The sequence below is a fragment of the Segatella sinensis genome, assembly GCF_040095255.1.
In the GTDB taxonomy this organism is placed as follows: Bacteria; Bacteroidota; Bacteroidia; order Bacteroidales; family Bacteroidaceae; genus Prevotella; species Prevotella sinensis.
Genome location: NZ_JBBNGE010000062.1, coordinates 1 through 15,322, shown reverse-complemented (window position 1 = coordinate 15,322; position 15,322 = coordinate 1). Strand labels below are relative to the sequence as shown.

10 protein-coding genes are annotated in these 15,322 nt (G+C 46.1%); 2 read left to right on the top strand and 8 right to left on the bottom strand.

The window, feature by feature from the left end; genetic code table 11:
- The first annotated feature begins 181 nt into the window (after positions 1–181).
- Positions 182–277, top strand: coding sequence for a smalltalk protein (locus tag AAAT87_RS13350; protein ID WP_293552659.1), 96 nt, complete (start codon positions 182–184; stop codon positions 275–277).
- A 173-nt stretch (positions 278–450) separates the two neighbouring features.
- On the opposite strand, the gene AAAT87_RS13345 is transcribed toward AAAT87_RS13350, so the two are convergent.
- The 6 genes from AAAT87_RS13345 to AAAT87_RS13320 form a co-directional block, all read right to left on the bottom strand.
- Positions 451–2,640 (bottom strand): glutamine synthetase III family protein, encoded by a 2,190-nt coding sequence (locus AAAT87_RS13345; RefSeq protein ID WP_089543235.1) that lies wholly within the window; start codon positions 2,638–2,640, stop codon positions 451–453.
- 110 nt (positions 2,641–2,750) lie between these two features.
- The gene (locus tag AAAT87_RS13340; RefSeq protein WP_349226679.1) at positions 2,751–3,554 is read right to left on the bottom strand and encodes a hypothetical protein; all 804 of its coding nucleotides are present in this window, start codon (positions 3,552–3,554) and stop codon (positions 2,751–2,753) included.
- 42 nt (positions 3,555–3,596) lie between these two features.
- Positions 3,597–4,916 carry a toxin-antitoxin system YwqK family antitoxin gene (locus AAAT87_RS13335; protein ID WP_295025162.1) on the bottom strand — a complete coding sequence of 440 codons (1,320 nt, stop codon included), beginning with the start codon at positions 4,914–4,916 and terminating at the stop codon, positions 3,597–3,599.
- A gap of 13 nt (positions 4,917–4,929) precedes the next feature.
- Positions 4,930–5,709, bottom strand: coding sequence for a LytR/AlgR family response regulator transcription factor (locus tag AAAT87_RS13330; RefSeq protein ID WP_295025161.1), 780 nt, complete (start codon positions 5,707–5,709; stop codon positions 4,930–4,932).
- A gap of 41 nt (positions 5,710–5,750) precedes the next feature.
- Positions 5,751–7,784: a histidine kinase gene (locus AAAT87_RS13325; protein ID WP_349226678.1), complete on the bottom strand. Its 2,034-nt coding sequence runs from the start codon at positions 7,782–7,784 to the stop codon at positions 5,751–5,753.
- 84 nt (positions 7,785–7,868) lie between these two features.
- A complete protein-coding gene (locus tag AAAT87_RS13320; protein ID WP_349226677.1) occupies positions 7,869–10,247 on the bottom strand; it encodes a carboxypeptidase-like regulatory domain-containing protein in 2,379 nt (792 codons plus the stop codon).
- A gap of 394 nt (positions 10,248–10,641) precedes the next feature.
- On the opposite strand from AAAT87_RS13320, the gene AAAT87_RS13315 reads away from it, so the two are divergent.
- Positions 10,642–12,015, top strand: a complete 1,374-nt coding sequence (locus AAAT87_RS13315; RefSeq protein ID WP_217760523.1) for an ATP-binding protein — start codon at positions 10,642–10,644, stop codon at positions 12,013–12,015.
- Between the two features lie 121 nt (positions 12,016–12,136).
- Here AAAT87_RS13315 and AAAT87_RS13310 read toward each other — a convergent pair whose 3' ends face one another.
- On the bottom strand, positions 12,137–14,422 hold the full coding sequence (locus AAAT87_RS13310) for an outer membrane beta-barrel protein (RefSeq protein WP_349226676.1): 2,286 nt from the start codon (positions 14,420–14,422) through the stop codon (positions 12,137–12,139).
- 254 nt (positions 14,423–14,676) lie between these two features.
- A complete protein-coding gene (locus AAAT87_RS13305; RefSeq protein ID WP_349226675.1) occupies positions 14,677–15,207 on the bottom strand; it encodes a hypothetical protein in 531 nt (176 codons plus the stop codon).
- Between the last annotated feature and the right edge of the window lie 115 nt (positions 15,208–15,322).

Here is a 15,322-nt window from a genome sequence, read left to right as displayed (position 1 = left end):
TGGCGGCGGAACTGACGGCGGCGACGACAACGTAAGTTTGTAAATCTTGCTTGATGCGGATTGCAAATCCGCAGAGCACAAATAGGTTAGGACGTTTTTTAACGGCGGATTGCAAATCCGCCGAAACGCCTAACGGAATTAATCAATAATCACCAATCATTAATTACTAAAAAAACTGCTTATGAAGAAAGAAACCTGGAAAACCGTATTGCAGATAGTAATATCTATCTTGACCGCTATTGCCGCCTCTCTGGGCGTGACGAGCTGCATGTCGTAGAACTGCTCAAGGTATCTTAGATTTTTTATCAATTGCTTCTCAAAAAAAAAAGAGGGTGTGCCATAAGTTCATGACACATCCTCTTTTTTTTATTTATTCTTTATTTTTATTCATCGGATTACGCGGAGTTATCGGAAGAGCTTTCCGCTGTACGGATTACGCACGGAATTGGGCTAGCGGATGAACAGCAGCTCACGATACTTCGGCAAGGTCCAGAGTTCATCTGCTACGAGCAGCTCCAGCTTGTCGATCTGATAGCGGATTTCTTCCATCTTCGGAGCTACCGTATCATGATAGGCTACAGCCTTCTCACGCTCGCTCTCTATCTTGTTTGCCACCTTGCGGGCATCCACCAATGCCTCTACACCACGCTCTATTGACTCGGTGCGCTCGGCTATCTCACGGATGATCTTTACGTTGCGAGCGGTCAGCTTCTTGCCTTCCTCGCCTCCGAAAATGTGAATCATACCCTCTACATTCTTTGCCAGACGGCTCTGATAGTGGGTAGCCACAGGGATGATGTGGTTCATGGTCAGGTCGCCCATCACACGAGCCTCAATCTGAATCTTCTTGGTATAGGTCTCCCACTTCACCTCGTTGCGCGCCTTCAGCTCGCTCTCGCTCATCACGTTGGTCTTGGCAAACATCTCGATGCTCTCCTTGTCCAGGTAGCGGTCGAAGACTACCGGGCAGGATGCCTCGCAGTCCAATCCACGCTTCTGAGCCTCTTCCTTCCACTCGTCAGAATAGCCGTTGCCGTCGAAGCGGATAGGCTTGCAGGTCTTGATGTCCTCTCTTACGATGTCGATGATAGCCGAAGTCTGGTCCTCGCCCTTGGCTATCAAGGCATCCACGCGAGCCTTGAAGTTCTCGAGCGCCTCAGCTACGGCTGCATTCAATACGATGAGAGAAGATGCGCAGTTTGCCTCAGAACCTACGGCACGGAACTCGAAGCGGTTGCCGGTGAAGGCGAATGGTGAGGTACGGTTGCGGTCGGTATTATCGATCATCAGCTCCGGAATCTCAGGGATATCCAGCTCCATTCCCTTCTTGCCAGCCAGGGCGAAGAGTTCCTCCTTGTCAGCCTTCTCGATATGGTCGAGCAGATCGGTGAGCTGTTTGCCCAGGAATGAGGAGATGATGGCTGGAGGTGCCTCGTTGGCTCCCAGACGGTGGGCATTGGTTGCACTCATGATGGATGCCTTCAGCAGTCCGTTGTGCTTATATACACCCATCAGGGTCTCTACGATGAAGACCACGAAGCGGAGGTTATCCTCAGGAGTCTTGCCTGCCGCATGGAGCAGCACGCCGGTATCGGTGCAGAGGCTCCAGTTGTTGTGCTTGCCCGAACCGTTGACGCCGGCGAATGGCTTCTCGTGAAGCAGCACACGGAAACCGTGCTTGTGAGCCACACGCTTCATCAGACTCATCAGGAGCATGTTGTGATCTACAGCAAGATTGCACTCCTCATAGATAGGTGCCAGCTCAAACTGGTTAGGAGCCACCTCGTTATGGCGGGTCTTGCAAGGGATGCCGAGCTCGAGAGCCTGGATTTCAAGATCCTTCATGAAAGCCTGCACACGCTCTGGGATGGTTCCGAAATAATGGTCGTCCATCTGCTGGTTCTTAGCCGAATCGTGGCCCATCAGAGTGCGTCCGGTGAGCATCAGGTCGGGACGTGCCGAATAGAGGCTCTCATCTACCAGGAAGTACTCCTGCTCCCATCCGAGATTGGTCTGCACCTTCTTTACCTGTGGGTAGAAGTAGTGACACACCTCGGTAGCCGCCTCGCTCAGGGTATGGAGCGAGCGGAGCAATGGAGCCTTGTAGTCCAGCGCCTCACCTGTATAAGATATAAAGATGGTAGGGATACAGAGGGTATCGTCGATGATGAACACAGGCGATGTAGGATCCCATGCAGAATAGCCGCGAGCCTCGAAGGTGTTACGGATACCGCCGTTAGGGAAAGAGCTGGCATCCGGTTCCTGCTGCACCAGCAGCTTGCCGGAGAATTCCTCAATCATACCACCCTTACCGTCGTGCTCCACGAAGGCATCGTGCTTCTCGGCAGTACCTTCTGTCAATGGCTGGAACCAGTGAGTATAATGTGTTACCCCGTTTTCCTCAGCCCAGAGCTTCATGCCGGCAGCCACGGCATCCGCGATGGAACGGTCCAGACGATTACCGTTGTCTATCACATCGATGAGTTTCTCGTACACATCAGATGGCAGATACTTGTACATCTTCTGGCGGTTGAATACATACTTGGCGAAGTACTCCGAAGGGCGCACCTTGGGAGTTTCCACCTCAACAGGTCTCTTTTTAAAGGCCTCGGCTACAACCTCAAATCTCAAATTAGCCATTCTTCTTTTATTATTTTATAAGTTTGCGGGTGCAAAGTTACGAAATAATTGGCTAACTGCTACCATTTTGCCCGTTTTTTTATGTATAATTCAAACTTTTCTTATTTTGATTACAGGATTCTGCCCACAATCTGCAACTTGAGCACAGGATAGAACTGGATTTTATCCACGATATCGGCGATGTCGCCGCCATCTTCACCCATCGAATCATTGAGAGCTTTCCTGACATCTACCTTCTCGCCGTTCTGATAGATCTTCAGCTTGCCCATATACTGGCAGCCGATCTCCCAGCGGAAGCCCAGACGGTTCTTGGGAACCACTCTTCCGAAGCCCAGACCGAGATAAGGGCGGAAGGAATTGCAGCGCAGGTCGGCATTGATATCACCATTCTTGTCGAACTTGATATTATAATCCGAGAGTTCCGCACCTACGTGGTTCAGAATTTCATCTGAATATTCAGGATATCGACTGATAAACTGCGCCAGATCATCGCTGTGACCGCTCAGCTTGGCAAGCTTAGCGCCACCCATAGCGAAGCCGGCAGCCACGAAGAACTTGCTGTTGCCGCCGAAAGGATAGATATTCGCCTTGGCATGAAAGGCTGTACGGGAGAAATCAGCATCCACATCCACCGGTGAATCAGGAATCCTCACCGACTGTCCCTGAACGATGATAGAGGCATCTGCCTCTATGTTCATCTGCTCAGATATCTTGAGCATCTTAGGCAGAATATCCACGCCTGCCTCCAGCTCCACGAAATTGGAGATAGGAGCCGCAACACCGATACTGATACCTTCGGTACCCACGCCTGCATTCAGACCCACATGATTGAATGCAGTTCTCTTGAACTGTGCAAAACCACTTGTTGTAAATACGAGGCACAAAATGGCCATCATCAAAATCTTTTTCATCATTACATTATTTTTTTAATCGTTAGTATTCACATCTCACACACGTTATTTCTTCTTGCTTGCCTTCCACTCGAAGAGATAGTCGATGCCCTTGATCTTTACCTTGACAAAGAGATCGGCAGCCTTGCGGTCGGTGGTATAGAGATAGCCCGAAACCACTTCGCCCGGATGGATGGTGGTGCGCTCCAGATAGCCCAGGTCCTCAGGCATCTTGTCGGAATACTTCATGCGGTTGCCGTCTTCCAGCTGCTGCATCCGGCAGATACGGGTCTGGAAATCCTTCAGCGTATTGGAGGTTCCGGCATCAAACACCTGTGCGCCCAGGTTGGCATTCACATTGTTCTCACGTTCGGTCTGCACTATCGCCTTGTTCTTTACCGCACGCTTAGCCACCTTCTTCTTGAACTTGAAGATTTTCTTGTCATACTCATCAGCGCTCACCAGTTCGAAATCCTTTCGCTTGCCGCCCTTCATATCGTAGATTTCAATCTGAGAAGGGTCGATATCCACATTGATCATGCTCTTGTTGACGATGAAGACGCCGATTTCGCGGTAATCGCCGATGTTCTCATCTACCATCGAATTGCTCACGCCCACGATGAGTCCGTTTTTGTTGTAGTAAGGCCATGCCACACCATTCTTATACTCGGTGAGGATTTCATCAGGCGAAGGGGTTTCCAGGATAGGCTGGTGGTCGGTGAGCGAATACTTGGAATAGTTGCCGTCGGCATCCACCACTACAAAAAATCCTTCAGGGATATCATTCTTGTAGGGAGTAAGGGTGCACACCCTGCCGTTCTCCGTGAAAGAGGCTCCTACCCCCATCTTCTTGCCCTGGTTCATGAAGAAATGCTCCTTCACGTTGCCGTTATTATAATAAGAGGTATATTCGCCCGAGAGCAGTCCTGCCTGATAGGTCTTCTTCTGCTCTACCTGTCCATCCTTGAAATAGGTGGTAAAGGTGCCGGCAAACTGGCTCTTGGCATCATCCTTCCTGTCGAGGACCACAAAGCAGCCTTCGCCCTGCAGTTCGCCGCTCATATAGTAGGTGCGGAACTCCTTGGCTGCCGTAGAATCAGCAGGATAGAGCGCCAGGCGATAATAATTGGCGAAAGCCTTGTTAGGGGTTACCTTCCAACTCTTATTGTAATAGAGGGTGTCCAGCCGGTCTTGCGGAACGGGAGGAGTTTCAGGGATGACCTTCTCCGGCACTGCAGGCTGTTCCTCCTGAACCACAGCCTTTACTTCTTCCGTCTGTACCTTCGTTTTCTGCTTCTTTACGCGTCCTGCCTTCTGTGCCAGGGCTGTCTGTCCTCCGAAGAGGGCAATCATCATGATGATGACCGAATACTTATTTCTCATCATAATTATTATGTTTTTAAATACTTAAGAATCTATCTATCAATTTCTTTCTATAGAGTCTGCCCACCTTTACATAGTCGATTTCATCGAAAGGGGGATAGAAATGGCACACATTGTCAACCACCTCGATGAGGTAATTGATGTTGACGATGAACTTCTGGTTTACCTGCATGAAATGAGGGGCGAGCGCAAGCAGGTCGGTGCTCTTCACGCTGCGTTTCAGCCTGATAGGCTTCCTGTTGTCAGCTACCACCACCTCCCAGCATCTCACTTCGTGATTATACTGGAAGAGGCAGACATTCTCCTTATCCACCAGTCTGAAATCCACGGAGTTGGTATAGAAGAGCAGCTTGCCGTTAGCAACGGGTGCGTTCTTCACGCCAGCCCCTACCACTCTCTCAGCCTCTTTCTCTGCTTCTTTCTCTGCTTCTTTCTCAGCCTCTTTCTCCAGTCGTCTGACGATGGTATCCAGCTCCTGGGGATTGATAGGCTTGAGCAGCACATCGAAAGCCTGCTTGCGGAAAGCTGTCAGGATATATTCATCGTATGCCGTGTACATCACCACCTGGCAGCGGCGGTGCACGAATCCCGACAGCTTATCCAGGAAATCCAAGCCATTCACATCGGGCAGCTGGACATCCAGGAAGAGCACATCGGGCTGGTACCTGTTTACCATCGCCAGGCCGTCAAGCCCACAGAGCGCGCATCCCAGCACCTCCATATCGTATTTCGTTTCCAATAAATCTGCCAAAGCCTTGCCTGAAGATTTATCGTCGTCTATGATTACAACTTTCATACACCTTATATATTGTTTATATTCAAATTCCGCAAGTCCTGCTACATCACGAAGCCATCGGGTATGCATACCTGCGCCAGACATCCAGCCACGCTGCCGTCTTCTGCCTTCCGGTTCTGCAGCGAGAAGGTCATCTTGTGGCGATTATGCTCGTTCACCACTGCCAGGGTCTGGGTGATGATGCCCAGTCCGGTACGCTTCTTCCCCTTTTGGCGGATATCGAATCCCCTGCCGTTATCCAGCACGGAAACCACGGTATAGCCCGGCTGCTTTCTACCAACCTTTACCTGCAAGATCTTCCTTCCCTCCCAGCCTCTCAGGCCGTGAACCAGGGCATTCTCTACGAGAATCTGGACAAACATAGACGGGATATACGTATTCTCCACATCCACTTCGGGGTCTATCTGCAGCGAGAAATCGAAATCATCGCCCATCAGCGGAGTTTCCACCGCCAGATACTGCTTCACGAAACCGATCTCTGCGGCTAGCGATACCTTCGGCTGGCAGGACAGGTCGAGGTTGCTGCGTATCAAGCGGGCAAGCCCCATCAGCTCGTCGGCTTCCGCCGTACCGGCATGCAGAATCTTGTTGTTGAGGACATTGAAGACGAAATGAGGGGAGATTCGGTTTCTTGCCCCTTCCAGCTTCAACTGCAGTATGCGATGCCTGCTCTCTTCGAGCCGCTTGCCGGATCGCATGCTCTTGATAACGAAGAACATGCACAGCAGCAGAATCAGCAGCACCACCGCCAGGGCGATGAAGCGGGTCTGGTGCAGCTGTGCCGTCTTGTGCTCAAGCACCAGGTCGTGGTGCAGTTTCAGCGTATCCTGGGTAAAGCGGTCCATGATTTCAGAAGCTCTCATCTTGATTCTGTTGTGATCCAGCGAATCATTCTTCTGCATATCCCTGCGCAGATTCTCGAATGCCATGCGGTAATCGCCCTTGGCGAGGTAATATTGCTGCAGATACTGATTGCGGATCTGGCGCAGGTTGAAGGCTACGAGATTGTTGAGATTCTCTCCGAACTGCCGCCTCTCGCTGTCCAGAATGCGGGTAACAGCCGCCATATCTCCCTTCTTCACCTCCTGACCGATATGAATCGTATTACAGTAATATACCGCCTCTCGATCGTGGTTGGCCACCATGAAAGGCTCGCTCTCGGCAAGATATTTCTCCGACTGGGCAATGCTGTCCAGATTGAGATACACATCTGCCATATTCAGCTTGCAGAGATACATGTCGAAGCAGTCACCCTTCTTGTGCTTCTCCAGCAACTGCTTCAGCTGCAGGAATTTACGGAGCGACTGGGCATAGTCTTTCTTATAATAGTAGTAGTTGCCGTAATTGTTCAGGTAATACGCCTGCATAGCCAGCGACATCTGCGGGAGATGGTCTTCCGTCTGCTGATAGCACTGGAGCGATGCATCGAAATCATTGAGTTTCAGGTAGATGGTAGCCAGCCCCACATAGAGGGAGACATTCTCCTCCTTGGGCAACTGGAGGGAATCTACCAGAAAGAGCGCACGGCGATACCAGGAGGCAGCCTGCGGCAACTGATTCTTGAAGAGATAGGCATCACCCAGATTGGCACAGATGCTAGGCGCCTGATGCTGCACATCGCTACGCATGGAATAGGCATAGGCAGACTGGTAGAGCGAAACCACCTCGTCTGCCTTGCTATGAAAATTATGATAGTTGATGCCCTGGCAGTTGTAGGTATAGGCAAGAAGTCCGTTGCGGCGCGGAGTATCGGGCTGACGAAGGGCGAAACGCAGGGTGCGGTCCACATAGCCTACCGTAGAATCGGGCGTTGCCGACTGGCAGAACCATCTTCCCTTCCTGGCATAATACTCATAAAACGTGAGGCTGTCTTTCGCCAGCTTCATACCTTTTTCTATTTCCGTCTTAGCCTGCGGCGACTGCGCATTGAGGAGTTCATCGAGCTGATGCAGTTTTTCGATACGCAGGTTATCAGCAGTTTCCTCTGCCGATTTCCGGCAGGAAGCCAGAAGCATCAGCAGAGGCAAGAGAGGCAGGAGAACCTGCCAGAGGTTAAGCTTATCATTTTTCATCATTTCTATCATTTCCTATAGAACTTTCGCAGTCCTGGACTGCGAAAGTTTGGTTTTCTACGAATTTACCCTGCAAATATAGGCAAATTAACGCAAACGGGCAAGCTTTTTGAACATTTTTTTCTTCTTAAAGCCATCAAACTTACATTTTGATATCGGATTGAGATGCCTGCGGGCTGTTACTCGGGTGCTGCGGGTGTCATCGGCATCATCCTCAAACATCTTTTCGAGCATATCCTCGGTAACGCCATCCAATACCATCATATAGATAGGGGCTTGCTCTTCAGCATTGGTCCAACAGGTCTTGCCTGTAATGCCTGAGGCTTTAGGGTTATATTCCAGCGAAATCAGGGCTTTCTTCTTTGCAGAATAGAAGAAAACAGCCATAGTTCCTTCTTTTTCGTCATTGTCCTCGCCCAGATTGGTGAAGCCCTGCTTGGCTGCAGCATTCTTCAGCGTCTGATAGTCGCTGCTTCCACCGTTATAAAAAACGATTCCACCCTTGCCGACTTTACCACTTTCTGTAATCAACACAGCAAAAGGAGCCTTCGCCTCCAGCTGTGGAGTGAAAGAAGGGAATCCGGCATCTACAGGCTTGATGTTGCGAAGAGACTTGAATGCAGCCAGAAGCGGATAGCTCATATCCTTACCTATCAACTTGGCATTTTCATCACCTTCTTCAGTAGAATCATTGACATAACTACCATATCCCTCTAAAGAGAACACGAAATTGCCGCCATTTCTCTGTACGGTACACTTCATTTTCTTTCCCGGTGCAGTAACGAATCGATGTCTTGTACCCAAATTTTCCGCATATACCAATACGCCATCCTGATAGGTATTCTTCTCCCTTTCATAATGAGGTATAGCTATATTCAGGCCGATAGCTGCATCTTCATCTGGCATCAGCGACAAGGTATCATCTACGATAATGACACCACTCTTCATACTTGTATAGGTAGGTATAGGCCATACGGCATCGTCCAGAATTTCGGAGAAGATATAAATCATATTGGCACTAGAGCCTCCACCTGCATTTCCAATAATCAAATCTACAGGTACATCCTCATTGTGGATGGTTATCTCTTTGGAAACCTCTTCACCTCTGAATGTACGTGCACACACAGTGGCGTTACCCTTCATATCCTTCGGTACATACACATTGAAGTTACCCTCCTTATCGGTCTGGCACAGTTCAGACTTATCCTTATCCGTCTGTACCCATACAGTAGAGCGGATACCTTCTTCCTTCTCATTCATCACCCTACCATATACGCGAACCATGTGAGAGAGGGTGATATCTACCCGGCGACTTTCTCCAGGAGAGAGGGCTGCCACATTCACGAATGCCATCTGGCTGATGCCACCATAATACTGGGCTTTCACCGTGATGCTGAAAGCAGTATTGGCAGGAACTTCATGAGAATAATATCCATCTGAATTTGTTACTGTAGGAGCCAGCAACTGTCCGATGCTCAATCTTACACCTGGCAGAACCTTGCCGGTATCATCCTTTACATATCCATAAACGGTGCCCTGCTTTTCAGGATAATCCAGGTTAACCCAAGAGAAATGAGCCACTTCTCCTACATATACATTTCCCTGCAATGCGGCACTTCCTTCTTCCTCCCAGAGACCAGTCTTCTCATTGAAGCTCCACAAAGGGATGCTGGCTGGCGGATTCTCGCCCATTCCGGCTGGTATCGGGAAAGTAAGCTTTGCCTTGCAGCCATCCTTGAGCTGCAACTTGTCGCCATTTTCGGCATACATATTCAGGTCGGTCATTCCGTAGGAAACCAGTTGGGCGCTGGAGTTATCGGAGCGCACAGCAGCGAGATCGCCACCCGGCATCATCTCAGAGAATCGTTCATTGTTAGGATCCAGATACACCATCTCCGACTTCACCTTTCCGGTATAGCTGAGTCCGGTACCATCCACCTTGTATCCATCCTGCGGCATATCAATCTTCATTTCGCCAGCCTGCAGGGTCTGGTCGGATGAAGAAGAATAGGTCTTGATGCTGGTGAAATCATTGTTCTCCTTCTTGCACATCACTACCTCCCAGCTTGCGCCATCGGCAGCATCATCGTCAGCATCCATAGAACGCACCACATCAAAATAGCCCGCCTTGCTGAATCTCACTACCGAGCGGTCGTTCAGAACACTTACTACCTGAATCTGGTCGAATTCAAAGAATCCATCGGTATTGGTAGTAGCAGCAGAAGAGCCGCTCACGATGCTCACGCCCTCGATTGGAGTGCCGCTGGCATCTCTCACGATACCCGAAAGAGCGATGTCTTCCATTCTTCCTTCTACGAGTTCCGGTGGATTAATGCCTCCATCGTCGTCGTCATCATCATCTCCCTCATTCAGCAAATCCTGAATTTTACTGCATGAAGCGAACGTCATCAACATCATCAACAATGCCATGAACACAAAAGTTAAACTGTGAAATTTCCGTCTCATAAGCCTTACATGTTTATCGGTTATACAAAAAAGATTCTTATTGATTGCAAAGATATATAAAAAAATGTATATTCACAACCACCCTTTCCCGACCACCGTGCCTATTTGTTGCCAGATGCGTCTAAACGTCGGTTTTTCGGGCTTATCCGACAATAAAAAAACAAACTATACGGTTAAAACGGGCTAGAAGCTTCTGCCCTTTACCTTTCCCTTCGGACGGTGACCGTTGGTTCAGGGCGTATTGGGTAATTTCAATCGTGCAGGTCGTATTATTTCTCGGATTTGAGTATTTTAACGCCGATTATTTCTCGGATTTGAGTATTTTAACGCGATTTATTTCTCGGATTTGAGTATTTTCGCTATATTTGCGCCTGTTATTCAAACAGTTACAATTATGACAGAATATATACATAGAAACATAGACTCAGAGCTCATCGCCTGGAAGGAAGATTCCATGCGGAAACCCTTGCTGCTTCGTGGTGCCCGACAGGTTGGAAAATCATCAGCAGTTAAAAACTTTGGAAAGCAATTCGAGTATTTCGCCGAGGTAAACTTCGAACGTAACAAGGCAATCAAAACCTTCTTCCAGGGGGATATTGACGTACGATTGATTGCTAAAAAAATCAGCAGCTATATCAATGTCCCTATAGAAGCAGGTAAGACGCTTCTCTTTCTCGACGAAATCCAGGAATGCCCTGAAGCCATCATGGCACTACGCTTCTTCAAGGAAGATTATCCTGAGCTGCATGTCATAGCCGCAGGATCACTTCTGGAATTTACGCTTCAGGAACTCCCTACTTTTGGAGTAGGAAGGATTCACTCGCTCTTCATGTATCCGATGACTTTCGATGAATTTCTGTATGCCAATCACGAAGAAGGGCTCATCCTTCTCCGAAATGAAGCATACGGAAACCAGTCTTTAGATCAAGCCTTCCATGATAAACTCGTGGAATACTTCCGCACCTACCTGCTTGTTGGAGGCATGCCGGAATCTGTTCTGGCATGGACCAAGACACACGATTTCAACCGATGCAGAAACATCCAGGAAGACATCATACTGACATACGAAGATGATTTCAGCAAGTATAAAAAGAGAGTCAACCCAGATTTACTGCGCACAACGATGCGTGGTATCTGTCATCAGGCAGGAGAGAAGTTGACATACAAGCAAATATCTGCAGATTATCAGAGTTCACAAATCAGAGAAGCCCTCCGTCTGTTGACACTTGCAGGAATCGTTACTCCTGTGGTCGCTACCTCGGGCAATGGTATTCCGCTGGATGCGGAAGCTGACGAGAAAAGCATGAAGGTTCTCTTTCTGGACCCAGGATTACTGTTAGCTGTGCTTCAACTGGAAGGCGACCTGTCTCAGCAGCTCATAGAACTTATTTTAGCCGGCACCCCTCAGGAACTTGTCAATAAGGGAGGTGTAACAGAAATGGTTGCCGGACTCGAGATGATGCGTTACAAACCATGCATCCAGCGCCAGAAGATGTTTTATTGGGAGCAGAAGGGGAAGAGTGTTGCCGAGATAGACTATCTGGAAATCCACAACATGAAAATTACCCCTATCGAAATCAAATCGGGCACCCAGGGCGGCATGAAGAGTCTCTGGCTATTCATGAGAGAGAAAAAGCTCACCGAAGCCTTCCGTTGTTCCTTAGAGAATTTCGGATCATTTGATTACATTGACAAGCAGGACGATGACGCCATAAGGCATGTCACCATACTGCCTCTCTATGCATTATCCCTATTGAGAAGCCGTTAATAGCCTGCAGAAATACTCTGCAGCCTCACTAATGCCCAACATAGATTTGCCTTGCAGTAGCCCCAACTTATTATCGCTGAGGGCTACTGCCTTTAATTTTGCATCAATATCCATTACCTTATTATTTTTCTGCATCAACATTGAAAGAATTTTGTCTCATTCTCACTTGCTTACCGCCATGCAAGAACATTTTAACTCCCAATACCACGTATGGACCGTAAGTACTATTTCTAGAAGAATTTGTCACAGTTGTAAAATAGGGCAAATGATATTCATATCCAAACTTCCGCTTTCCAATATTGGCAGGCATCGTAGCGGTCAGAGTCCCCTCAAGTTTACCATTTGAAAACAATCTATTCAATACTATTTTAGCATATCCTAGATGCTTCGTATATTTACCTTGCAAAGTAGGGGTTGTAGCATAATTCAAATCGTAAGATGCTTGCACATTCAATTTCAAAGGGCTAATTTTATACCTGGCTTGCATATACATCTTCCAAATATCACCTTTTCTCTTGATACCTTCCTCTACAGATGCAACATCATGGAAATAAGAAAGGTTTACACCAAGATTACAATCTTTGAAAAGTTTGTAATCCCCTGACAATATGAACATCATTCGATGCCAATCTGCATTTTTATAACTTTCTTTCACCATACCTGTTGGTAACAATGAATAATAAAGCGACTCATTCATGTCTTTATTATAAAAGTTTACAAATATTATGTTAAACAGTTTATCTATACTCATAGTCGCATCCAAGTAAATCAATCTTGAAGATTTCAACAGTGGATTTCCACCATGAATCATCTTTGAATCTATTTGGTATTCCGTAGCAGTTAATTGATCCAAATTAGGATACATTGCTGAAATGTGGAAATTGCTCCTGATAGTTACAATACGCCAAGGCTTGTAGAACAAACGTCCCATAGGACTCCAGGAATAATTTGCTATATGTCCGACGTTATTATCATCAGAATTACCAAGCCAAAGAGCACCACCGCTAACATAAAAGCTACCCACTGGATGCCAAGTAAGCATCGCTAACATAAAATGGCGAATATTCTTAGACCAATATTTTAATTCGTCTGTATTTCTATCCGTATCATTATATTTTCTCCACGCTAAGTTATAGTCTGCATAAAAATCGAAGTGTTTGGATAATGGCCTACTTATACTCAGATCATAAAACACATAATTTTTATTACCCAACGTTGGGGTTTCACTCAAGTTGGAATTACTCCAATAAGTTCTTTTCTCCCTAACATTATAATAGTCGTAAGTCAAATCACTGCTGACATATAATTTTCCCAAACTTCCACGGTAGAACAATCCTACATTATAGTCGTTGGAATAATATTTGTCTCTATTCCATTGCTCATATTGGGCCACATTCCCATTATCCTTCTCCGTAATAAAGTACATGGTAGAATCCAAGGACTGATTAAAAGTTCCTTTGGTCTGAAAAGAAAGACTATGCCCCTTAGCCAATTGATATTCAGCACCAAGAGATATGTCATACCCCAGTTTTTTACCGATTTTATTTGGATTACCAGAATCGACTTCTTGAGAACTTCTCTCATAATTATCCGCATACATACGAGTGAAGGAATCACTTTCCTTATTGACAACATTCGAAAAAGCCGAAGTTATATTAAATGACAATTTATTCACACTATATGTATAAGATCCCCCTACGGTTTCCTGATTCATATTGTTTTTGCCATATTGCAAATTCGTATAAGGCACAAAATCCCAGCCAATATAATCATCAAACAAGGATAAGTTCAGCAACATTCTCCTTCCCTCATACTTTCCTGTAGGATTGTAAGTGATTTCCACTTTTTTGACACGCTTAGGATTTATGCGCATAGCATAATCTGAGGATTTTTCCACGTCATTTACCAAAAGTACAATATCCTCTTCTCCATTCACACGCAACTTGTCATTTTCCCAATCACGCAAAAAGCCTGGTATTTTCTCCAACAGCTGTCCACTGCTTGCCGTGCCTTTGCGCATAGAGTCGGTGATAAGGTAAATGTCCTTGTTATAGGTCTCTTGCTTTAAAGTTCCCGTGACAGTAACTTCCTTTAAGCCAACATTATGAGTAGACAATGCAATTACACCCAAGTTCTCAGGAAGTCCGAGACTATCCTTTCTGGTATAAGACTCAAGTCCCACATAGCTGACAGAAATTCTTGTTGCCTTTTGGGAAGTATTCACACTAAAGGAGCCATCAGTTTTAGACTTGCAACCACCAACAAACACATTGTTATTGAAAAGCTGAATTGTTGCATCAGCCAGTCCTTGCAGTTTATTGCCAGAAATTATTTTACCAGAATAGCCTTCCGCCATAGTAGTGACGGATATAAGCATTATCAAGCATAACAAAAATAATTTTCTCATATTTTTTTGTATTTTGAATTTAACATACATCTAAAGCAGTAATCCAACATATTGAACTCTATTTCTTGCATTCTCCTATCAGAACATGCAAACATCAAAATTCTTTTAGTCATATGCTTTTTGTTTGCAAAGATAAACTTTTCTTTTTACTACACATATTACATCAGGCAGCTTTAACATTTCACAATTTCACAATTGTGAGCACAACAAACTAAAGCACAAATAGATAACTAAAGATTTCACAATTTCACAAATTAGTCTTCCACCCGAATTTTACGGATTTCGTCATCAAATTTGCTCGTTGTCATCTCTCTATCAAATAACTTTTTAGACAAACGTTTTCTTATATTTGAGATATTAGAGGATGACATACCCATTAATATTTTCATCTGATTAGGAACAAATCCCAACCAAACCAACATACATATTCTATATTCATTTTCATTTAACTTACTGTTCTTCTCTAGCGATAATCTAAACTGCTTGAAAAATGATTCGAATATATTATCCAGAACGTCCCATTGGCGAGAAGAAGGCTCTATACCTTTTTCTGCCAATTCCCTAAACTTAATCACCATAGCTTTTTGCTGGAAGACAGCATAACTTTCATTGTTGTCTTGTGGGTAATCATTAGTCAATGCCTCTATTTCATCCTTCAGCATCATTATAGACTTCTCCTTGTCTAACACAAGCGAAGATTTTGAAGAAAGCTCCCTCTTCATTTTAGCCAACTCCTCCTGACTTTTCTGCAATTCCTGCTCCTTCATCAAGATTTGTTGCTTCACAAACAATAGTTGCTCTTTTCTTATCTGCCTTTCTTTCCCCTTAATTCCGCAACACTATAATTTAACTTTATTTATAAGTTCCTGAGCAACAAAAAGTTGCTCAGGATTTTGCCAT